Raw genomic sequence first — 22,651 nt, 5'->3', positions numbered from 1 at the left:
CTGTGGATTTTTTATTTTATTTTTTGTTCAAGTTGATTATACAATCTACCAAAAAAACAAAATGCTCATAATAATAAAAGTAAATACGTTGCGTAATATTCTTAATGTTTTAACGCTAATATATATTTCTCTTTTTTTATTTCTTACCAAATCTTCTACGTAGAAAGACATCAAAATAATAGAAAAATTAAATATGAAAAATATATAAGTTAACAAAAAATCGTTTTCAGAGACAAATGAACAATACAAAAATAAAGCCATCATAGATGCAAACAAGAAATTACTCACAATATAAATTACATATTTCCATACTGAAGTAAAATCTTCTCTTTTATACTTTCTGCTTTCTGCAATAGTAGAAAGTATTGTTATTATAAAGAATAAAGATATTATTATAAAATCCATCTCACGAAACCCCTCTTTTTATCACTGAATATATTTTGTCTTTATCAGTTTCAATGACACGCTTCTATATTCTCTACTACCTCAAATGCAGGCTCTTAAATTACTTTCATGCTATTTTTCATTGATTAAAGCAAAATAGTTTCACCAGCACTTACTAATTAACAAATTAACATTAGAGCAAGCTATTATTAATTTTTCAAGCAACCTATACAAAATTGCTGTTTTTTCAATTAAAATGCATCAATAACATACACCTGAAGCTAATTCATTTTTTAGCTAATATACAAAACTCTCCTTTATTCTCTTACCCAACATTTTACACTGCTTGGACTAAATTTAGCAAGCACAATGTGGTTTGACGTTTATTAGTAAAATACATACCAAATATAATATCCAGTTACTATATGTATCAACCAAACCAACAACATTGATGCCAATATAAAAGCAATAGAACACCAATAGCTCTTATTTACATTATCAACTAAGCCATATGTATATATCCCATTATACATGGACATAAAAATATTAGTAAGCGCAAATGCTAATACCTTTATAGGAAAGTAGTGCTGCCATAATGGCGCTAGTCTATTAGAAGAATAATATGAGCCTAATATATATATACAAAGCACATATACCGCAATATGAATCTTGTATGTTTTTATCTTATTGATTATTCTCTTCATAACAGTAATCCTTATTCAAACAATTCATTGATGCCGTTCACAACAATTTTTTTGACCATCAATCTCTTCTAGATATTCATCTATCCAAGCAAATTTATATCCATACTTAGGCGCAGAAAGCAGAAACTGTTTGATTTTAAAACTGTTCTCTTCCTCAGGTAAAACAAAAGCCTCCAAACAACTGCTTTGCTGCTGCGATTTAGTCATAGACTGACTAACGCGATGCTGCAAATCCTGTTCAGCGCGTTTGGAAGCTTGCTCCTGCTCTTTAGGTGTGCAAATGCATTATACAATCTACCGAGTACTTTTATTTTATCTTCCAGAATAATCTTTTGGTATTTGCCGTAGCAATTGCCGCCAGCTCTTCAAAATCCATTCCCAGCACCTGCGCCGCATTACGCGCCGTATATTCCGTATAGCCGGGATTATTGCGCTTGCCGCGGAACGGTACCGGTGTAAGATAAGGGCTGTCGGTTTCAAACAGCAGCAGCTCCTTAGGAATATACTGCATAACCTCGCGCACCTTCTGCGCATTCTTATAGGTAGACGTACCGCCGAAGCCAAAGTAATAGCCACGCTTAGCCAGCTCCTTCGCCATCTCCAGCGAGCCGCTGAAGCAGTGGAACACTGCCTGTACGCCATGCACCTCCTTCTGGAACAGCTCCAGCATATCGCCGTGCGCATCCCTGTCATGAATAATCACCGGCAAATCAAACTGCTTAGCCAGGTCAATCTGCTCTAAGAAAATACGCTTCTGTACATCCTTGGGCTCGTTTTCCTTCCAGTAATAATCAAGACCGATTTCACCGATTGCCACAACCTTCGGGTGCTGTGCCCACTCTGCCAGCTGCTGCAGATAATCAGCAGGAATACCCTTTAAATTCTCGGGATGCCAGCCAACCGCCGCATAGATAAACGGATACTTTTCCGCCAGCTCCACCGCAACAGCACTGCTGGCAGCATCACAGCCGGGATTGACGATGCCGTCCATATCCTGCTCCAGCTGTGCAATCAGCTGCGCTCTGTCCTCATTAAACGCTTCGTCATCTAAATGGGCATGCGAATCCCACAAACCAGTTCTGCTCATAATCTACCTCACATTCACAAAAAAGTTCAGATACAGCTGCAAAAACAGCAGCATGCTGAACAAAATATAACGGAAAACCGCCGCCTTACGCGAATAATATTCGCAGCCCGGCAGATAAAATTCCTTGGGATTTTGCGGATTATAAATAATTTTACGCGGCAGCTTCAGCGTAAAGCCACGCTCCAGCACGTCGCCACTCTTTTCCTTCGTTCCCTTGGCTTCGTTCAAGGCCTCGCTGTATTCCTTATCACCGACTTTATAGGTAAAAACAGGACACAGCTGCTTGCCACGGCTCCAGCTGCTCTTGTAGCCGGTAATCACCGCGCGCACCTCTTCGGTACACAGGCTGCTCAGCTTAGGGAAATAATTCTTCGTAAAGATGCAAACAATGCCATATAAATAAATCAGCAGCGCCAGCTTCAGCGTCCAGGCCATGCCCTTAAACATGTAAAAATCGTAACCGGGATAATGCTGTCCCAGCCATGCATGCGGCAGGATATACGGCACCATGCTGCTGAGCAGCACTAAAATCATACTGATGCCTATAAAAATATACGGTCGCCAAAACAAGCGCGAAAATAGCTTTTCGGACACTGATAAGTCCCCCTTCCAAAACAAAAGACAATATGTTAATAGACGAAGAGCAGGCACTCCTCATCCGCCAAAACGTATCAGAGTGACTGCTCTAAATCTCAGAGTGCATTAAGCACTTTTTTATTTTACACGACTGCCGGAAGCAAGATTTTGCGGGTCGACAAGAGCCAGATTGCCCTGTCCGTCGGAAGCACACAGCAGCATGCCGAAGGATTCGATACCCATCAGCTTAACCGGTGCCAGGTTTGCTACAACAACAACGTTTTTGCCTACCATCTGTTCAGGCTCATAGTATTGGGAGATACCGCTGACGATAGTGCGTACCTCATTACCGATTTCTACCTGCAGCTTGAGCAGCTTTTTGGATTTTTTAACCTTTTCTGCTTCCAGAACCTTGCCTACGCGCAGGTCAATTTTCTCAAAGTCAGGGAAAGCGATTTCCGGTTTAATCGGCTCCATTGCAGGCTTTGCTTCTTCTGCCGGAGCAGGCGCGGGAGCTGCAGCCTTATGCTCATAGCGTTTACCGCCGATGATGGTTGCGCCGTCTTCGGTAACCTCGATACGCGGATACAGAGGCTCGCCCTTGCAAACCTTAGTGCCGTTTGCCAGGCCGCCCCATTCAGCGTCAGCCAGCAGGAACTGCTCAGGCACAGCCAAGCCAAGCTGGGTGTAAATCTTCGGGCTAGTGGTTGGGATGTACGGGCTGATTAAAATAGCTACGATACGCAGAGTTTCAGCCAGGTTATACATAACAGTCTTCAGACGATCAGCTTTAGCCTCGTCCTTAGCCAGAATCCACGGAGCGGTTTCGTCGATGTATTTGTTGGCGCGGCTGATTAAAGCCCATACGCCTTTAATTGCAGTGTTAATTTCCATGTTGTCCATAGCCTTAACATAGTTAGCTACGGTTTCCTTAACGAGAGCCTTCAGCTCATCATCAATCGGCTCGCTGGCACCGGTATCGGCAACAATTCCGCCATGATATTTTTCAATCATGCTTACGGTTCTGTGCAACAGGTTGCCCAGGTCGTTGGCCAAATCTGCATTTACACGGGTAATCAGTGCATCACGGGAGAAGTTGCCGTCACTGCCCAGATTGATTTCGCGCAGCAGGAAGTAGCGGATAGCATCAGCGCCGAACTCATCAATCAGGCCCAGCGGGTCGATAACGTTGCCCTTGGATTTGGACATTTTATCGCCGTCAACTACGAGCCAGCCATGACCGTAAACCTCTTGCGGCATTTCCAGACCCATAGCGTGCAGCATGATTGGCCAGATAATGGTGTGGAAGCGCACGATTTCCTTGCCTACCAGATGCAGGCTTGCCGGCCAGTATTTGTGGAAGAAGGCATCATCGGTGCCGTATTTAATGCCGGTCAGATAGTTCAGCAGAGCATCGAACCATACATAAACAACATGTTTTTTGTCAAACGGAACAGGAATGCCCCAGTCAAAGGTAGTACGGGTAATGCACAAATCCTCCAAACCTTGCTTAACGAAATTGATCATTTCGTTGCGGCGGCTTGCCGGTTGGATAAAGTCCGGATGCTCTTCGATGAATTGCAGCCACCAATCTTGGTATTTGCTCATTTTAAAGAAGTAGCTTTCCTCTTCCATCTCCTCTACCGGACGATGGCAGTCGGGGCAGCAATGGTTTTCATCCAGCTGACGCTCCAGCCAGTAGGATTCGCAGGGCACGCAGTACAGGCCCTTGTAATTTTTCTTATAGATATCGCCCTGCTCATAAATTTTTTGCAGTGCGTCCTGAACAACCTTGTGATGACGCTCCTGACTGGTACGGATAAAGTCATTGTTGGAGATATTCAGCTCTTTCCACAGCAGCTTGAAGTTAGCAATAATTGCATCTACATACTGAATCGGGGTTACACCTTTTTCCTTAGCTTTACGTTGGATTTTCAGACCATGCTCGTCACTGCCGGTCAGGAAGAATACATCCTCACCCTTCAGGCGGTGAAAGCGTGCCAGGCTGTCAGCGATAGTTGTGCAATAGGCATGACCTATATGCAGATTGTCACTCGGATAATAAATTGGTGTTGTAATATAATAACTCGGTTTAGTCATTGTCAGACCCATCTCCTTCAGAAATTAGTTGATTATATAGCTCCCGTTTGGGAATTTTACGTTTTTTTGCTACCTGCGCTAAGGCAGTTTTTTTATCTACGCCTTCAGCCATCAGCTTGCGCACCTCGTCAAGAGGTTCAAGCTCCTCCTCGGCTGCAGCAACAGCTCCGTCACCGGCACCAAGCACCAGACAGAACTCTCCGCGCGGCGAATTGGCCTCCAGCCATTCCAGACAGCCGCTGACCGTGCCACGGTAGAATTCCTCATGCAGCTTCGTCAGCTCGCGTGCCGCCGCTAAAGGACGGTCGCCCCAGGCATTCAGAATATCCTTCAGCACTTCCACAATCCTGTGCGGTGCTTCGTAAAGAATAATCGTCGCAGGAATATGCTGCCATTGCTCCAGCTGCTCGCGTCTGTTACGCTTACTCTTGGGCAAAAAGCCACCAAAGAAAAACGGATACGTCGGCAGACCACTGGCAATCAAAGCACACAAAGCAGCGTTGGCACCTGGTACAGGCACCACTCTGATACCATGGGCAATCGCATCATGTGCCAAAGCCTCACCCGGGTCTGCAATTCCCGGAAAGCCTGCGTCGCTCACAAGCGCAACATTTTTGCCCTCCAGCAGCTGACCTAAAAGGTATTCACCCTGCTTATCCTTGCTATGCTCATCATAGCGCACCAGGCGACCTTTGATATTAAAGTGATTCAAAAGCTGCAGCGTATGACGTGTATCCTCCGCCGCAATCAAATCCGCTTCCTGCAGCATCCGCAAAGCGCGCGGTGTCATATCCTCAAGATTACCGATAGGTGTAGCGCATAAATAAAGTGTTCCATATATATTATTTTGCTCTGCTGTCACAGCTCCGCCTCCTATCATTTAACGGTGGTCAGCAGGTGCAGTACATACTAACCCATAATATATTAATTTTATCACACAAGGCGTGATAAATAAAGAAAAAACGCGTAACTTTCGTTACGCGTTCAGCTTATCAGTAAACAGCTCGGCCGGATTGCCAACCGGGTGTAAAAGTAGGCTCGATAGCAGCGCATTTATTATTATAGCTGTCTGCCAGCCAGGACGGATAATCAAAATACCAGGTATTCCAATAATCACTGTTGATAAAGCACTTTTTGTAGTAAATCCTGTCATTTTCCAGATAGGAAATAACGTACCAGTCATCACCCTTAGCCTTATAGGCAGCAGACGGATGATTTTGGATATCCATATTATATTCATCCGCCAGCGTCATACCCATATTATTCCCGCCGCTGACGGTAAAGCTGGAGCCGTATTCATCTTTAAAAATGCAGCCGTCGCCATTAGTGCTCTCGAAGGCCTGATTGAAGTTTGCCGGAAGATTAATCGCAAAAGCAAATCTGTCATTGATATAGCGATAATAATCGGGATTATCCGTTGTAAATACTCTGACGTACTCTGCTGTTCCTTCGCTGGGTTCATACCATTGGTTTTTCAAAAAAACAGCACTCGCCGCCGATACGGTAGCTGTAAAAATAAACATCAGCATTGACAGTAACAGCAAGATTTTTTTCATAGCATTCACCATCCCTAAATGTATTCTCTGTACTTTAATTGTAACCTGCGCAGGAATTTTTGTCGAGATAAATTCTCATAGTAAAACTATTTCAAGCACGTAATTACTATACAGTTCAGCGGAATATTTTTCTGCTCACTATTTTCAGTCAGCAGGTGTATATTGCTTTTCCAACAGACGCACAAAATAATGGTAGGCTGCAAAAACGAATACTGCACAGCTGATCCAGGCAATCGGTTCTGCCATGCAGATACCCTCATAGCCAAAGGGCACGCTGAGATATATCGCTGCGATAGAACGCATAATAAGCTCTACCACGCCAGAAAGCATCGGTATCATACTTACGCCCATGCCCTGACAGGCGTTACGGTAAATAAAAATCTGACTGAGGAAGAAGTAAACAGGCACAGTATACAAGATATAAAGATGTGCTGCCTGCATAACCGTCGGTGACGGATTATCAAGGAAGATACCGATAACCTCTTCGCCGAAAGCAAATACAACTACTGCAGCAAACAGGCTGAAAGCCAGCGTCAGCAGCGAGCAGCGGCGCACCGCATCGCGGATGCGGTCAAAGCGGCGAGCGCCGAAATTCTGCGCCGTAAACACAGCCATAGCAATACCGAAGGAAATCATCGGCTGCAGCGCCAGCTGCTCTACGCGCATCGCCGTAGTAAAGCCGGCAATCTGGTCACTGCCGAACTTATTGCAGACAGACTGCAGAATAATAATACCAAGGCCCAAAACAGAAAACTGCACTGCCATAGGCAAGCCCATACGCAAATGCGCCCACAGCTCCGGCCAGTCTAAATTAAAATCGCTGCGATGAATATGCAGCTGCGGAAAGCGTTTATAAATATAAATTACGCACAGCACCGCCGAAAAGGCCTGGGCAATAACCAGCGCAAACGCACTTCCCGGTACGCCCCAGCCAAAGCTGATGATGAAAACCAGCGCCAGAATAATATTTACTATCGAAGAAATAATGAGAAAGTACAGCGGAGTTTTGCTGTCACCCAGGGAACGCATAATACCCGACAAAAGATTATATGCCATCATCGCCAGCAAGCCGTCAACAATAATCATTACATAGGCATAAGCATCCTTCATAAGCTCCGGCGGAATATTCATCATCACCAGCATCGGGTCTATCACCAAATGCATAATCCCCATAATGAGCAAAACGAAAAACAAGCTCAATACAACGCAGGTAGCAATGCTGCGGCGCATTCCCTGCATATCCTGCGCACCGTAGCGCTGACCGGTAACAACGGTAAAGCCGTTGCTGAGACCAATCGTTAGCACCATCGTAAGCATGAACAACGGCGATACCGCTCCCACGGCAGCCAAAGCATTCACACCAATCGTCCGTCCGACAATAATAATATCGGCAATATTATACAGCTGCTGAAAAATATTGCCTATCAGAAGCGGCACCATAAAGGGAATAATCAGCTTTAAAGGTGCGCCTTCCGTCATATTCTGAAGCATAAAAAAAGAACCTCCTTTAGCTGCTTTCTCACAAGCAGCAGTATCAGTCCGGTATTACAATATATATCACTGACTTATCAGTCAAAATATAACACAATCAGGAAAAAAATACAAGACGTGCTGCAACACACGTCTTGTAAAATCTTATTCCATAACTACTCTGTTGGTAATTTTGCCAATGCCCTCGATTTCGACGGTGATTTCATCACCCTCATTCAAGAGCCCTGCACCTACCGGAGTACCTGTCAAAATCAGATCACCGGCATCCAACGTAAAGCTTTGGGAAATGTAGCTCAAGATTTCGTAAGGATTATAAATCATATTGCTCGTGCGCGCATCCTGTTTAAGCACACCGTTGACATAAGAGCGGATGGATAAATCGCTGGGATCCAGCTCCGTCTCCAGCCATGGTCCCAAGGGACAGAAGGTATCAAAGGATTTACAGCGCAGCCACTGGCGCTCCTTGCGCTGCAGGTCGCGGGCCGTAACATCATTAGCACAGGTATAACCCAAAATATATTTAGGCACATCCTCTGCCTTAACATTCTTCATCCTCTTTTTTACAACAATGCCCAGCTCTGCGCCAAAGGCCAGCTCCTGCACCTGCTTCGGCCAGATGATATCCGCACCTGTACCAACAACGGTATGCGCAGCCTTGGAAAAAATACTCGGCTCGCGCGGAATTTCTACGCCGAATTCTGCCGCATGCTTCTGGTAATTAAAGCTGACGCAGATAATCTGTTTGGGTACGCAGGGTGCCAGCAAGCGTACATCACGCATAGCGAAGGTTTCATCCGTTATCTGCCAATATGTTTCCAGAGAACCATATACGCAACGGATAACATTGCCGTCAATAAAGCCTATACGCTTGTTGCCTGTCCGCAAATCCTCAAAACGCACGCATTTCATTTTAACCCCTCCATAATCTGCATCTTTCTCGCTTTAAAATAAACAGGTGTCAGCTCTGCCTGCGCTGCCAAAGCCAGCGCCTCTTGCAATCTGCGCCCTACATGCTCCTTATAATGGGCGTCACTGCCAAGAGTGCAGTATTTGCCGCCAAGCTCACGGTAACGCTTATACAGCGGCAGCAAGCCTGCTGCCGCCGCAGCATCATCCAGGCGGCGGGTGTTGATTTCGATAGGCTTGTTCTGCTCAATCAAAAGCAAAAACAGCTTATCAAATAATTCCGGTGCATCCTGCAGGCGAAGCTCACGCTCCGCTCCCTTATACGGCCAATAACGGCAAATATAGTCAATATGCGCAAACGCATCAAAATCGCGCTCCTGTTCCAGGCAGGTAATCGCATCATGCAAAAATTCTTCTACAATCTGCTGACGTGTGCGTCCCTTGTAGCAGGTCTGCTCGTATAAATCACGTCCGCCGATGCAATGGATAGAGGCCAGCACATAATCAAACGGATGAGCCTGTGCCACCTTTTTATCCTCAGCAGCAGTATGCGTCTGCATGCCGATTTCAATGCCTATCAGCACCTTGTCGCTGCTCAGCGGCTGCAGGCGCGCAAAATATTCATCTATATCAAAGGTAAATGCTTCCGGATTAGTCGGATAATCATAATCCCAATGCTCTGTAACCGTTATACCAATCCCCTGCTCAGCAGCTGCGTCAATGGCATCAGCAAATTTCATTTCGCTGTCGCAGGAATAATCACAGTGCATATGTGTATCAAATATCATTTAGTGTACCTTCCTTCCGTAAATTATATTGTATCAAATTGCAACAAAAAAGCAACGGGGAAGGCAGGATTTTTTCACCAATTAACGAGAAAATTACAAAGGAGTTAGCATAGAGTAATCCAAGAGAAAATTTTAATTATTCTCCGAGATTACTCCCTGCATAATTCAGTGTATTTTATACCTCTCCGTCGTCCATAATTCCCAGCTTACGCTTCCAGTAACGGGAATAAATAGCGCCCAAAGGATTGTGGGCCAGCAGACGGTCCTTAACTACTAGATTCGTTACCGGACCTTCGGCGTTCATATTGAAAATAGCATCATGGCCAACGCACAGGCCGCAGGAAATATACAGCTCAACGCCCTTTTCCGCCAAAAACTTAGCCTGGAATTTTGGATTGCACATTGCTTCGTGCTCCAGCTCCGGTTTAACCTGCTTCAGTCCCAGCTCTTTTTTGGGGAAGCTGCAGTTTTTGCAGCATACGCTGTAAAACTCAAAGCCCTGCTGCTTAAAATATTTGGCAATATAGCGTGCTTCCGCATTCAGACCGATGCAGAAAGACATGCCCAGCTTTTTGTAGCCCATAGCTTTGGCAAACTCCGCAGTTTCCTGCAGACGGCAGATATTGCTGTAGAACGTGCCTTCAACATAGGCAGCAGCCTGCATGAGCTTCAATTCTTCCTCGGTATAGGCTTCCTTGACAGCCTCCAAGGGCACGCCTGTACAGTTCACACCCTTGGTGTAGCAGGCATGTGTAGGACAATTAGCGCAATCACATTTCATTTTGCATTTCTCCTTTCGCCAATAACCTTGTTAAGCCTATTGTAGCACAAACAGAAGACATATTAAAAGAGCTGCCGCACTTTTTCGTGCAGCAGCTCCGGTAAAGCTAAAATATAAAATTAGAATTTACGTTGGTAGGAAATAGAAGCAATCTTAGTAAAGCTGTCGTAAGCATGAGCGCTCTTATAAGCATCGGTAGCATGACCGGCGAAATCCAGATTGCCGACATCCATCCAGCCTAAAGCAACAGCAACAGTCTGCTTTTTATCGTTATAACGGGCACCGATGGAATAGGTACGGCGAATACCGGTCGGTACCAGGAAATCACCGCCATTATAAGGAATAGAGGCTTCATCGAAAGCAAAGCCTGCCATAGCTGCATACTTATCGCTGAAGTTGTGCTCTAAGCCGATAGCATAACGCCAGCCGTCAGACCAGTTTTTAGCAGAATTAACATCAGAAGGCAGCACACCGGGAATACTGGGATTAGACAAAGAGATATTTAGAGCATCATAGGTACTCCAGTTTGTACGTGTTGCTTTTAATTCCAAGCGAGTTTTCTTGTCAAATTTATGGTTATAACCGATATCCCAGCTGTCAGGCAAAGTTACTACGCCATAAGCGTCAGCAGTAATTTTGCCACCAGTTACAGGATACATTTTAAAGTCTGCTTCTAAGGAGTGAGTAATACGGCTACGATAAACTACACCGATTTCATTTTTATCATCAAAGGCATAGTTGGCAGCAGCATTCCAGCCTAAAGCATAGCTTTCGCCTTCTGTCTGCGTTGCACCAACATTCATTTGAGCAACCGGATGATAAGAATTCTTCTGCAGCTCCAGGCCAACATAGTTGATTTCTGCGCCAACTGCTGCGCTCCATTTTTTGTCAAATTTGTGCGCATAGGTCGGAGTAACGCTGACGCCGTTCAGTTTAGAGAAAAATGCGTTAGTAGATGCCTTGCTGGCACGTTCAAACTCGGATACCATCGCAAAGCGCGGGAAAGCGCCGATACCGAACCATTCTTTATCATTAATCTGTTTTACATAATAGCTGCCAACAGCCCAACCGGCATGAACCACATTTTTACCGGCTTCAATTTCTTTGCCGGCACCATCATGCAGCTTGTAGCTGCCATGCGGGCTCAGATAGGTGTAGCTGCTCTTCATTGCCTCACCCTTTACTTTGGTGATAGAAGCAGGGTTGTAAGCCACGTTTGCAGCATCGTCCTCAGCAAACATGCGCGCACCGCCCATAGCAACGCCTTCAGCAGACCATTCGTTAATAGCAAAGCCTTCAGCGCCTGCTACCTGGGGTGCCAGCAGTACTGCAGCTAAGCCTAAAGCCAAAAAGTTTTTATTCATATAAGTACATCCCTTCTCACATTTTTATTACCTGCTACTAATTGTAACAGATTCGTGAAAAGTGCGTACAAAATCTTTTAATCGCTCGGTTTAATTACTTAATTAAACTTTGAAAAGAACCCTTTTCATCCGGCTCCTCGCCGGCAGCCTTCGCTGCCTCGCGACGTGCAAAGTTGCGCTCCTGCAGGCGGCGTACATCCTCCAGCGTCGGCACATTATCCTTCTCCCACGGCTGGTACTGAATCGTGGTGCAATGATGATACATAGCATATCTTTCCTTAGCATCTGCAGCAGCCTCGGCCTCAGCAAGGGCAGCCTTTGCCGCCTCGTTCACCGGGAAGGATTTGTAGGCGTCTGCCAAAAGCAAAGCAGCCTTAGCATAATCGCCCTGCTCCGCCATGCTTTCCGCAATAAACTTCAATGCGTGGAAGCGATAAGGATTTACGCCCTCTACAGCCTTTTCCGCCTCCAGCATTGCTCTCGCCTCCGCCAGGGCCTCAGCCTCAGCGCCGCAGGAACGCTGCAGCTCCAGTCTGCGCGCCCAGATAGCGCCACGGTCAGCACTGCGGAAAACCTTCTTATACTCACGACACAATCTGTAGGCTTCATTCAAATAAATAATCGGTGCATCACCGGTACCGGTCAGACGCCAGACGATTTCGGCAATATCACGCAGGCACAGCACCTTGTGCTCCGCCTCGCTGAGGCCGAACTCTGGTGCATCCTCCATATCCGGCTGCACATCCTTCACGGTTGCCAGTACCGCCATAGCTCCCTCAATATCCTTTAAAATCATCAGCATACGTCCTACGTTGCTGCGGCATTTCCAATCATCATAATCGTTTATCAGATTTAACGGTATAGGGTAATCACAGCTTGCTACCTTCTGTACATATCCTTGCCATTCCTGTTTTTCCATTTCAGTATCCTCCTCAATCTGTTATATATTCTATTCAAATTATCTGCGTTGCCGCTGTCTTTGTCAAGCGCCAAACATCTGCGCAGAAGTTATAATATTAATGCTTGTAAGTTATCTGTAACAACTTATCAACTTTTTATATTCCATTTAGTTATAAACTAAATGCTTAATCGCTATTTGACTATAAAATTAAAAGTAGTACAATAACTCTACTAGAGAGAAAGAAGATGTATAAAGCTATGAGTTTTCCACTATTATTACGTGGCTTCGTGGTTCTGGGTGTCATGCTGATGCACACCACCTGGTACTTCAGCCACGCCCACGCGGAATCGTGGGTCACTATTTCCGAGATGCTGTTAGATATTATCTCCCTCTTTGCCGTACCCCTGGTAATGTTTGTTTCGGGATATATGTTCATCAGCCACAATCGCCATGCCGATTATTATAAGTGGTCCTTCTTCCGCAGAATGTTCCTGTCGGTGCTTTCGCCGTACCTGCTGTTTTCGCTGCTGTATCTGGGTGGTGCCTGGTTTTTCAGCAACGCCAGCTTCACGCTCAAGCAGGCCGCTTATCTTATCGTCACCGGCAGCAGCGCCGTTCACATGGCCTTTTTCCGTGCGCTGTTTGGCTTTTATGCCATCTATCCGCTGCTGCTGCGTTATTTTAACCGTTGCCGTCTGCATCACAGGCTACACCGCTTCATTATTCAGGTAGTCCTGCTGCAGCTGTTCTGGAAAATCTGCAACAATATCAGCTGCAGCAATCAGGCAGTCATCCTTACGCTGGAAATTACCACCTTTCTGCGTTATATCGCCTACTTCTCCTTCGGTATGCTGGCTTATATCTACCATAAAAAAATGCTGCGTTGGATTGACACCCATCACGTTCTTTTGATGACAGGCTTCATCCTGAATCTGATTTTAATCGGCGGCTGCTGGTTTGCTAAATACTACCTGCATATCCTGCCGCTGTTGGAATTTGTCTGCTTCCCGCTCAACCTGTTTTTGTACAGCATCATCATCGCTATGCTCTTCCGTTATGCCTGCACCCTGGAATCACAGGACAGCCTCAGCAAGCGCTTTATGATGTATTTGGGTAACTATTCCTTCGGTTTATTCTTGATTCACATCATTTATATGTATGTCGGCAGCGAGCTGCTTACACTGCTGCATATGTCACCGCAGCAGCTCTGCTTTTATCCGCTGCTCTTCATCATTATGCTCAGCCTCAGCCTGCTGACCATGGAAGCATTGGCGCGCGTTTCCTGGGGCCATTATTTCATCGGCCATGTAAGCCGTCTGTAAAAAGTTTTCTTCTTATTCCCCATATATTGTAAAACACCACTTGCGTTTGCAGGTGGTGTTTTTGCTTATATCGGTTTTAATTAACAACTTTTATATCTTATTTGTATAGCTTCAGATTATAACCGGAATTTCAATTTTAGAAATAAAGGTATCCATAGTATCCGAAGTCCAATAGTTTTTTATCGGGCGTATATATACCTGTTTACCCAATTTTATATTAAGTGTCTGGCAAAACTCATTAATAGCCGGTGCTGCAAGCTGCAAAGCATTCTGAAAGGTATAGTTTACATACATTTGCAGATAAATATTCCTGGGACGTTGAAAATTAGTCTTGCTGACAGCTGCTTTGGCAAAAAGTTTATAGTATTTCGGTTCTTCTTCAAGACTATCCAGCTCAAAAAGAAAACCTGCATCTAAAAGACTCCTCAGGCAATCATCTTCAGAAGCAATCTTAAGCACCTCTGCACTTGCTATAAAACGATCCTTCAATGATTTACAAAAGCAGATTTCATCACTTAAAATCAAATTTTCAGCATCCAGGTAAGATAATGATATTTCATTAAGCCTAATATCAGAATGGCCATTAAGCCTGCTGATTTCATTTTGGATTTGACCGCATAAACGATCTATCATCACACGCTTCTTTTCCAGATTTTTTATCTGCTTACAAAGCAAGGGTACCAAAGATTCCGCATTACGGTTATTGATAAAATCTTGAATATCAGATAGGTGTAAGCCAATATTTTTTAAATCAAGAATAATACCCAGGATAAAGAACTGCTTAAAAGAATACATCCTATAGCCATTACTGCCCACAAAAGCCGGTTTGAGCAGATTAATCTTATCGTAAAAAATAAGGGTCTGCTTCGAAATATCATACAGCTCTGCCAGCTCACGTGCATATAAATAATGTGACTTTTCATTCATTTTGATATATTCTCCTATTGACTTTATAGTTACTATAAGGTGTAGTATCTATTATAATATCAGAAATTAAGAATTGCTTCAATATGAAACGTTATGTTTATATGACTCGATTGGAATTTAAGGAAGTGGAGTTGAAAGTAATGGAGAAACTTAAACGGCACACGCTTTTGCTCATACTAATGCTTGTATTACTGGTGTTTTCCATAGGCTGCAGCAACAATAATACTCAAAATAAGGATACTAATTCATCTTACGTAGTAGAAGATGCCCGCGGTAAAAAAATAGAGTTTGATAAACCACCTTCACGTATTATGTCTATGTATCCCGGCTCTGATGAAATTTTGGTTAACATGGTAGAGCCAAATCGCATCCTCGCTTTAAGCAAATGGGCAGAGGATGAACAGATTTCCAACGTTATGCATATGGCAAACAAGGTAAAGCTGCGTACTGAATATAATGTCGAATTTATTATGAAGCAGCAGCCGGATGTAATTTTCTTAAGACAAAACACCGGCGAAGACTTTATCAGTCAGTTGGAAAATGTCGGTGTTAAGGTCTTTGTTTATCCCAATGCTAAAACCTTGGATGATGTTAAGGAAATCCATAATATTTTCGGCAGGGTATTAAAGGCAGAAGACAAAGCTGCTGCCATGAATAAAAAGATTGATGATGATGTTGCCAAGCTGCTAAGCGAAAAGCATAACGCTAACGCTAAAATCCTGATTTTTAACAGTCGCGGTGCTATGAGCACCAAGGGCAGTCTTTTAGGTAACGTTTTCCAAAAGCTTGGTATTGAAAATATGGCCGACCGCTACGATATTCCGCCCGGAACTGTGTTGAATAAAGAGCAGGTAGTTGCATGTAATCCCGATGTATTCATTCTTATCGATTGGACCGATGGCGGCTATTTCCCCAGCGGCGAGGTCAAATTAAAGGAAATGTACGGTGATCCCAGCTTTGCGGAATTAAAAGCCATTAAAAACAAAAAGGTTATTTTACTGCCTATCAAATACATTTCCTGCGGTTCCATCTATATCACGTCATCTTGTTATGAAATTTTAAATATATTAAAATCTTAGGAGGCTTTTATGATGAAAAAGGGTTTATTGATGACAGCTTTGCTGATGTCCATGGTTCCCAGTGCCATGGCTGCCGAGCCGGTAGAGTATACACTGGATACTCTGCTGGTTACCGCTACCAAGTATGAAGAAAAGGATCTTCATATTCCTGCTATGACTAACGTATTTACGCAAAAGGACATTGAACGTTTAGGTGCTACCAACGTAATGGATTTGCTGGCTAATGTTCCCGGCGCCGTTATTACGCCCCCTGTAGGTATGGGCGGCACCATCGGCTTCAGAGGTCTGGCTAAAAATACTGTAAACGCAACTATTCTTGTCGATGGTATTCCTCTGAACTCTCAAGGCTCAGCCAACTTGGAAGCAATCGATACTGATTCTATCAGCAGAGTCGAGGTCATCAAGGGTGCCGGTGCCGTTCTGCATGGCTCCGATGCTATGGCAGGCGTAATTAATATTATTACCAAGGAAAATAATAGAAATAAAGTTACTATTGGTTTTGGCAAGGATGGCAAACGTTATGGTGGCATTGACATTAAGGCAGGCAATCTTGACGTTAACTACAGCCGTGACCAAATCCAAAAAAGAGGCTTCCTGACAAGAAGTCTAACCACTGAAGGTCGCAAATTCGCTAAGGATTCATTAAATCTCAATTACAAAATCAATGATAAGATTAAACTGCAATACCTGTACACTAACCAACTTGACGAATATAATTGGCACAATAAAAAAGACTCTTCTAAGAGTACCTTCGACCAAAGTGAATACGATTTCCATGTATTAAATTTAAACTATCAAAATGATGATTTTTTCTTTAACACCTATGGCCGCAGACATGACTTTAAAGGTAAGTCATGGTCATTAAAGGATCATATCCGCAAACCTGGTGGAAGCGACAATGTTGTAAAAAACTTTGGTGCTGAAATGAGAAACAAATGGGATATCGGTAACAGCAAACTGACCGCTGGCATTGTTTTTGACCGCGAAGAAGCCGATTATTCCTCCATTAAGAGAAACAGAAACAATACCGCGCTCTATGCATTGAGCGAAATTCCTCTCTCTGAAAAGCTCGACCTGTTCTTAGGCGCACGCTATCAAATGGTAGAAGACTTAAAGAATGAGCTGTGCCCGCAAATTCAGCTGCTTTATAAAATGGATGACACCCAAAGCATTTATGTCAATGCCAATAAATCCTTCAGGGTTCCCACCATCAAGGAGCAATACGGCTCTAACAGCAAAACCTTTATTCCTAACCCCGACCTGAAGCCAGAAAAAGCATGGACCTATGAAATCGGCTGGAAAAAACAATTTGATGACAGCTCTCTGAAATTAGGCCTGTACAAACTGCGTGTCGAGGACAGAATTTACTCCACCAAAACCGGTGATAAATACGATGGCAGTGATATCTCCACTCCTGTAAATGCCGATAAATTTGAAAATATCGGTCTTGAAGGCTTGTATGAGCAATGTATTGATGACAACTGGTATTATAACTTTGGTTTTGCATTCTCTAATCCCAAGCAAACTACCAAATCTAATGTCATGAAGAGAGTTGATTACAGAAATAATGTCAATGCGTTAGTTGGCTACAAAAACAGAGATTTCTCCTCCAACTTAAGCGTACAGCATATTTGGGACAGAACTCCGAGCTATGGTACTGTTCCGCCTCAGATGTGGAATCTGAACTTCAACATGAAGTACCAACTGAATAAGAACTCTGATGTTAAACTCATTGTCAATAATCTGCTTGACCGCGATGATTGGCTGTCCAGCGCCGGTTCCTTTACTCCGAACAGAAACTTTACCCTTTATTATTCCTACAAATTCTAATTAAAATAAACCTCTCCAACACCTGAGAATTACTCTATTCACTCTCCATTAATTAAATACCAAAAAGGAAAGGACGTGTCCTATGATGGGCACGTCCTTTCCTTTTTACTTATTCAAACTCTCTTCTTATACGCCTCTCCCCAGTCACGCATAGCCTCCAAAACAGGCTGCAGACTGTAACCAAGCTCAGTAAGCGTATATTCAACACGCGGAGGCACCTCAGCATAAACCTTGCGCGTCAGCAGGCCGCTAGCTTCCATCTGCCGCAGCTGTGATGTCAACACCTTTTGGCTGACTCCGTCCAAAGATTTTTTCAATTCGCCAAAGCGCTTTGTTCCCGTCAAAAGGTCGCGCAAAATCAGCACCTTCCATTTATCACTGATTAAGGTCAGTGTAGTTTCTACCGGACAAGCCGGTAAAGCATCACTCATTTCATGCAACATTTACAGTCACTCCTTCAGCTCCTTGCTGTATATCCATGTTTCCTGCACACCCAACTGCGGCAGAATATTATTCGTAAAATGCGCTGCTTCGCTATAGCCACGCTTGCGGTAATATTCATAATCGCAGGTAGCATCCGCCCATAAATAGAGCTTTTTGACACCTTTTTTCTGAGCAATCGCCTCCACATTATGCAGCAGCTTGCTGCCAACACCGCTTCTCATGCTCAAAAACAAGCACAGCAGTAAATCCTCCGGTCGCGCCAGCGCACGTACCTTTTGGCCATTATAAGACAAATAGCGCATATAATCGTAAACAAGATCCTGCTCCTCGCATTCAAAATGCTGCAAGCTTTGCTTTAACCAGGACTGAGAATTATCACGCTCACTCAAAGGCGCCGCCAATAAAAATCCCTGCATGCCATCTTCATCTGTCATCTTTAAAGAAAAAGCCTCACTGCGATAATAATAGCGCACCATAGCCTCGTACAGGACATTCTTTAAGCTATCATTCGTCAGCGCCATCTCGTCACCCCAGGTCAGCTTGGTGAGATGGGATGCATAGGAAATATCCTGCGGGGTAAAATTTGATAACATTTATGCTTCTCCACTTCAATAATCGAATTACAACACTTGCAATATCAGTTTTTAAGTGTCTTACACATTCTTTTTAACTCTATTTTAAGCTGTCCTCATGAAATATGCAATCAGTGCAGATTTCATGAGGATAAAATATGAAACTACTGCATATTTTATGAGGATAATAGAAAAAACAGCTTCATCAAGCTCATATAATTGCAGCCATGTACAAAGGTAAAGTAATCTTTTTCTCAACAACACCGGTATTTTGTGCTGTGAGCTTATAACCTCTTTCGATATTATCCATTTTAAGCAGCTCATTTAATGAACGTGTCGAGCCCTTCCTGGCTTTCACTTCTACAGGCACAAGCTTACACTCCCGTTCTAAGATAAATTCAATCTCTAAGGTTGAATCCTCTTTTTTATAGTAATAAAGCTCTTCTCCCCTTTTTGCTAAAATATCGGCAACAAGACTTTCATAAATGCCACCTTTAGCCGATCCTTCCAACGCATCTGACAGCAAAGCAATTTTCATCTGATAACCATACATAGCTACCAAAAGACCAATGTCGCAAAGATAAACTCTAAATTGATCTTCCTTGACATACGCTTTCAATGGGAAGCAAGGTGAATTCACATTATAAGCAAAATCAATTAATCCTGCATTATGTAACCAATCTAAGCTGCTGGTAAATTTCCTTGCTGTCGCCTTTTTCTCAACAACAGAATACTGAAATTTATGGTTTTCTTTGCTTAACTGACGCGGGATAGACAGAAAACACTGCTTAGCCTTAATTTTATCCTGATTCAGCGCGTATTTAGCAATATCATCCTGATAATCACGCAGAATTTTTTCCTGCAATAGATGTACTTGGTAAAAATCTTTCGTTGCAATATATGTATCAACTACCTCAGGCAATCCACCAACTACCATATATTCCTGCAGATACTTGTTTAAAGAATTATGCATAGCCTCAGGAACTCGTTTTGCTCCGTCTACGTATGGTGCCAGCATCTCCTTGAGATTTACTTCTGCACCAAGCGCCCAAATAAACTCTTCAAAATCAAGAGTACGCATAATTAATTGCTGTTCATATCCGACAGGTATAGAAACCTCATTTTTGTAATCTATGCCCAACAATGAACCGGAGGCAATACAATCAAAACGTCCATCCTGCGTCCAAAATTTCAAGGAAGTTCTGGCGTTAGGAGCATCCTGAATTTCATCCAAAAACAAAAGCGTTTCACCGGGAATAAATTGGCAACCCGGCATACTAAGTTTAATTTGCTGAACCATGCTATCAACATCAAGATTTCCGGAAAATACAGTCTGCATATCAGGTCGCTCAATAAAATTTATCTCTATAAAATTTTTATATTCACGCTTTCCAAACTCTCGGACAATATATGTTTTACCACACTGCCTAACGCCACGTAATAAAATAGCGTCTTTTTTTCCTGCACTTTTTTTCCATGCCAAGAGCTTATCATAAATTTTTCGACGTAACATTTTAATTGCTCACTCCCTTCTCTATTTTACTCTCATTCTAGCATATCCTCATGAAATATGCAATTGGTACAGATTTCATGAGGATAAAATATGCAACTACTGCATATTTCATGAGGATATTGGGAAAAAGAGCTTATTCTGATATTCACACTAAAGTATTTCGCTTAGACAATTTTCAGCAATTCCTTACATTATTTTCGCTTCTTCCCCACCTTGACAATCCCCCCATCACCGCAATATAATTATCTTTGATAATTACTTTAAGTAATCATATTGCAAAGGAGAATCATCATGACACATAAACTGCCTATCGAAGCAATCAAAACTCTGCTCATAGCCTGCCACGAAGCAAAGCGTGTAGTAGAGCTGCAGCCACCTCTGCCGGAAGGCTTAACTCCCGGCAATCTCAAGGTGTTGGATTACATTGAATACCTTGAACGTACCGCGCAGCCTCCCAAGGTCAGCGACATTGCGGACCTGTTGCAGGTAACTCGCCCCGGCATCACTCGTCTGGTAAGCGAGCTGCAGGCAATCAATGTTATCGAAAAGTTCAGCGATGAACAGGATAAACGCATCGTCAGACTGCGCATGACAGATGAGGGACGAAAGATTCACGCCTATTACATCGCCCAATATCACAGCTGGTTGGCCGCGCAAATCACCGATATCAGCGAAGCCGATATCAACACCACTGCTACTACCATCGCCAAGCTTTACCAAACAATGTCTACGCATAAGCCTGCGCTGCAGGGCCACGCTCCCGCTATCAGGCAAAGGAAGGAGAAAAATAATGACTGACAGCTCTACACGTGTGCTGGATGCACGTTTATTATTATCTATCGTCGCCGCCGGCATCATGTCCTTTAGCGGCGTTGTTGTCGAAACTGCTATGAACGTTACCTTTCCCACGCTCATGCACGAATTTAATATCGGCACCTCGCTCGTACAATGGATAACTACCGGCTATCTGCTGGTGTTGGCACTTATTATCCCAACCTCTGCTTATCTCAAGCGCCGTTTCGCAACGCGCAGCCTGTTTACTGCTGCAATCGGCAGCTTTCTTGCAGGCACACTGCTCGCCGCCTGGTCGCCTTACTTCAACGTTCTGCTTGTCGGCAGATTGCTGCAGGGCATAGGTACAGGCATCGCCCTACCGATGATGTTTAACATTATCCTGGAGCAGGTTCCCGGTGAACGCCTGGGCTTTATGATTGGCGTAGCTTCGCTTATTACCGCCATGGCACCGGCTGTCGGTCCGTCGCTCGGCGGTATGATCGTCAGCTACTTTGGCTGGCGCATGATTTTCGTCAGCCTGCTGCCATTTTTACTGCTTCCTGCCGTTTTGGGTATCAAAAATATCCGTCAGGCCGGCAAGCTGGAGCAGACAAGCTTTAACTTCGGCTTATACCTTTTGCTTGTAATCGGCTTCAGCAGCCTGATTTTTGCTACCAGCATTGCCTCCGACTTCGGCTGGTTCAGTATCGAAGTGCTTGCTCTTTTCGCAATCTGCCTTGTTGCCTTAACTGCCTTCTACAAGCAATCATTAAGCAGCAACGCGCCTCTTTTGCGTGTAGAAATTTTTCGTTATCTGCCGTATACGCTCAGCACTGTCAGCCTTTTGCTCGTCGGCTTTATCTGCTTAGGCCTTGGCTTTTTAATCCCCAACTATGCGCAGCTTGTTTCGCATACGGATGCCTTCACCGCCGGTTGTCTGCTGCTTCCCGGCTGCATCATTGGTGCTATGCTTGCACCTATCAGCGGCAGGCTGTTGGATAAATTCGGTGCCAAACGTCCGATTTTATTAGGCAACACATCGATTCTCGTATCCGTCATCTGCTACAGCCTTTATCCCGGTGAACTGAGCTCGTTGCTCTTTATCGTCTTCTACCTGTTCTTTGCCTTCGGCCAAGGATTTTCCATGGGAACGATTATGACCAATGGCCTGAGCCAATTACCGGAAGATCTGAATGCCGACGGTAATGCAGCGATGAACACGCTGCTACAGTTGGCAGGCGCAGTCGGTACAGCGGTTATCAGTACGATTGTTGCAACCGCGCAGGCTGCGGAACCGGCCAATATCGCGCATGCTACCATGCTTGGCAGCAGACATGGCTTTTATGTGCTTACTGTCAGTGCAGTGCTCATCCTTTGCTGCTCCTTAAAGGTGTTCGCTCTTATTAAAAAGCAACATCTTGCTCACACTTAATCTACTGCGTTCTATCGCAGATATCACAAAAGCCTCCCTTGCGCACATGCGCCAGGGAGGCTTTTTACATCAAAATATCATACTTGCATGTCAAAAAGGCCGCTTCCTGCATCTGACGCG

The 22,651-nt window shown here is 44.1% G+C and carries 20 protein-coding genes; 5 read left to right on the top strand and 15 right to left on the bottom strand.

Translation table 11 applies throughout. The annotated features are described in order from the left end of the window. Positions 1-1,395 precede the first annotated feature (1,395 nt). The 11 genes from Q0612_RS09145 to Q0612_RS09095 form a co-directional block, all read right to left on the bottom strand. Positions 1,396-2,175 carry a TatD family hydrolase gene (locus Q0612_RS09145; protein ID WP_298883743.1) on the bottom strand — a complete coding sequence of 260 codons (780 nt, stop codon included), beginning with the start codon at positions 2,173-2,175 and terminating at the stop codon, positions 1,396-1,398. A 3-nt stretch (positions 2,176-2,178) separates the two neighbouring features. After that, complete coding sequence (locus Q0612_RS09140; protein WP_298883740.1) at positions 2,179-2,769, bottom strand: hypothetical protein; 591 nt, start codon at positions 2,767-2,769, stop codon at positions 2,179-2,181. Positions 2,770-2,889: 120 nt separating this feature from the next. Beyond that, the gene (metG, locus tag Q0612_RS09135; RefSeq protein ID WP_298883737.1) at positions 2,890-4,851 is read right to left on the bottom strand and encodes a methionine--tRNA ligase; all 1,962 of its coding nucleotides are present in this window, start codon (positions 4,849-4,851) and stop codon (positions 2,890-2,892) included. Continuing rightward, positions 4,844-5,731, bottom strand: coding sequence for a 16S rRNA (cytidine(1402)-2'-O)-methyltransferase (gene rsmI, locus Q0612_RS09130; protein ID WP_367181727.1), 888 nt, complete (start codon positions 5,729-5,731; stop codon positions 4,844-4,846). The genes metG and rsmI overlap by 8 nt, the downstream gene beginning before the upstream one ends. Positions 5,732-5,843: 112 nt before the next feature. Then, entirely contained in the window at positions 5,844-6,407 is a 564-nt protein-coding gene (locus Q0612_RS09125) for a hypothetical protein (RefSeq protein WP_298883732.1), read from the bottom strand. A 144-nt stretch (positions 6,408-6,551) separates the two neighbouring features. After that, positions 6,552-7,898 (bottom strand): MATE family efflux transporter, encoded by a 1,347-nt coding sequence (locus Q0612_RS09120; protein ID WP_298883729.1) that lies wholly within the window; start codon positions 7,896-7,898, stop codon positions 6,552-6,554. Positions 7,899-8,042: 144 nt separating this feature from the next. Then, on the bottom strand, positions 8,043-8,807 hold the full coding sequence (locus Q0612_RS09115) for a fumarylacetoacetate hydrolase family protein (RefSeq protein WP_298883726.1): 765 nt from the start codon (positions 8,805-8,807) through the stop codon (positions 8,043-8,045). Then, on the bottom strand, positions 8,804-9,592 hold the full coding sequence (locus tag Q0612_RS09110; protein ID WP_298883723.1) for a histidinol-phosphatase HisJ family protein: 789 nt from the start codon (positions 9,590-9,592) through the stop codon (positions 8,804-8,806). Before Q0612_RS09110 ends, Q0612_RS09115 begins: the two co-directional genes overlap by 4 nt. Positions 9,593-9,767: 175 nt before the next feature. Further along, entirely contained in the window at positions 9,768-10,373 is a 606-nt protein-coding gene (locus Q0612_RS09105; protein WP_021719413.1) for a DUF1847 domain-containing protein, read from the bottom strand. A 119-nt stretch (positions 10,374-10,492) separates the two neighbouring features. Then, entirely contained in the window at positions 10,493-11,737 is a 1,245-nt protein-coding gene (locus Q0612_RS09100; protein WP_298883719.1) for an OmpP1/FadL family transporter, read from the bottom strand. A gap of 94 nt (positions 11,738-11,831) precedes the next feature. After that, complete coding sequence (locus tag Q0612_RS09095; protein WP_298883717.1) at positions 11,832-12,656, bottom strand: hypothetical protein; 825 nt, start codon at positions 12,654-12,656, stop codon at positions 11,832-11,834. A 239-nt stretch (positions 12,657-12,895) separates the two neighbouring features. On the opposite strand from Q0612_RS09095, the gene Q0612_RS09090 reads away from it, so the two are divergent. Then, the gene (locus Q0612_RS09090) at positions 12,896-13,960 is read left to right on the top strand and encodes an acyltransferase (RefSeq protein WP_298883715.1); all 1,065 of its coding nucleotides are present in this window, start codon (positions 12,896-12,898) and stop codon (positions 13,958-13,960) included. 111 nt (positions 13,961-14,071) lie between these two features. Here the strand turns inward: Q0612_RS09090 and Q0612_RS09085 are convergent, their stop codons facing one another. Next, positions 14,072-14,887, bottom strand: coding sequence for a MerR family DNA-binding transcriptional regulator (locus tag Q0612_RS09085; RefSeq protein ID WP_277270825.1), 816 nt, complete (start codon positions 14,885-14,887; stop codon positions 14,072-14,074). Positions 14,888-15,027: 140 nt separating this feature from the next. On the opposite strand from Q0612_RS09085, the gene Q0612_RS09080 reads away from it, so the two are divergent. Next, positions 15,028-15,966 (top strand): ABC transporter substrate-binding protein, encoded by a 939-nt coding sequence (locus Q0612_RS09080; RefSeq protein ID WP_298883706.1) that lies wholly within the window; start codon positions 15,028-15,030, stop codon positions 15,964-15,966. Between the two features lie 9 nt (positions 15,967-15,975). Continuing rightward, a complete protein-coding gene (locus Q0612_RS09075; RefSeq protein WP_298883704.1) occupies positions 15,976-17,796 on the top strand; it encodes a TonB-dependent siderophore receptor in 1,821 nt (606 codons plus the stop codon). Positions 17,797-17,909: 113 nt separating this feature from the next. On the opposite strand, the gene Q0612_RS09070 is transcribed toward Q0612_RS09075, so the two are convergent. The 3 genes from Q0612_RS09070 to Q0612_RS09060 form a co-directional block, all read right to left on the bottom strand. Continuing rightward, the gene (locus Q0612_RS09070) at positions 17,910-18,227 is read right to left on the bottom strand and encodes a winged helix-turn-helix transcriptional regulator (protein ID WP_367181728.1); all 318 of its coding nucleotides are present in this window, start codon (positions 18,225-18,227) and stop codon (positions 17,910-17,912) included. 18 nt (positions 18,228-18,245) lie between these two features. Then, a complete protein-coding gene (locus Q0612_RS09065) occupies positions 18,246-18,833 on the bottom strand; it encodes a hypothetical protein (protein ID WP_298883697.1) in 588 nt (195 codons plus the stop codon). Between the two features lie 190 nt (positions 18,834-19,023). Next, positions 19,024-20,325: an ATP-binding protein gene (locus Q0612_RS09060; RefSeq protein ID WP_298883694.1), complete on the bottom strand. Its 1,302-nt coding sequence runs from the start codon at positions 20,323-20,325 to the stop codon at positions 19,024-19,026. 291 nt (positions 20,326-20,616) lie between these two features. Between Q0612_RS09060 and Q0612_RS09055 the strand changes: the two genes are divergently transcribed. Together Q0612_RS09055 and Q0612_RS09050 are read left to right on the top strand one after the other, a co-directional pair. Continuing rightward, on the top strand, positions 20,617-21,123 hold the full coding sequence (locus Q0612_RS09055) for a MarR family winged helix-turn-helix transcriptional regulator (protein WP_298883692.1): 507 nt from the start codon (positions 20,617-20,619) through the stop codon (positions 21,121-21,123). Next, a complete protein-coding gene (locus Q0612_RS09050) occupies positions 21,116-22,531 on the top strand; it encodes a DHA2 family efflux MFS transporter permease subunit (protein ID WP_298883689.1) in 1,416 nt (471 codons plus the stop codon). Before Q0612_RS09055 ends, Q0612_RS09050 begins: the two co-directional genes overlap by 8 nt. Positions 22,532-22,651: the final 120 nt, after the last annotated feature.

Source organism: uncultured Phascolarctobacterium sp. (genome assembly GCF_937920985.1).
In the GTDB taxonomy this organism is placed as follows: Bacteria; Bacillota; Negativicutes; order Acidaminococcales; family Acidaminococcaceae; genus Phascolarctobacterium_A.
Note: the sequence above shows the minus strand (reverse complement) of the source record. Positions and strands in the feature narration are given on the sequence as shown.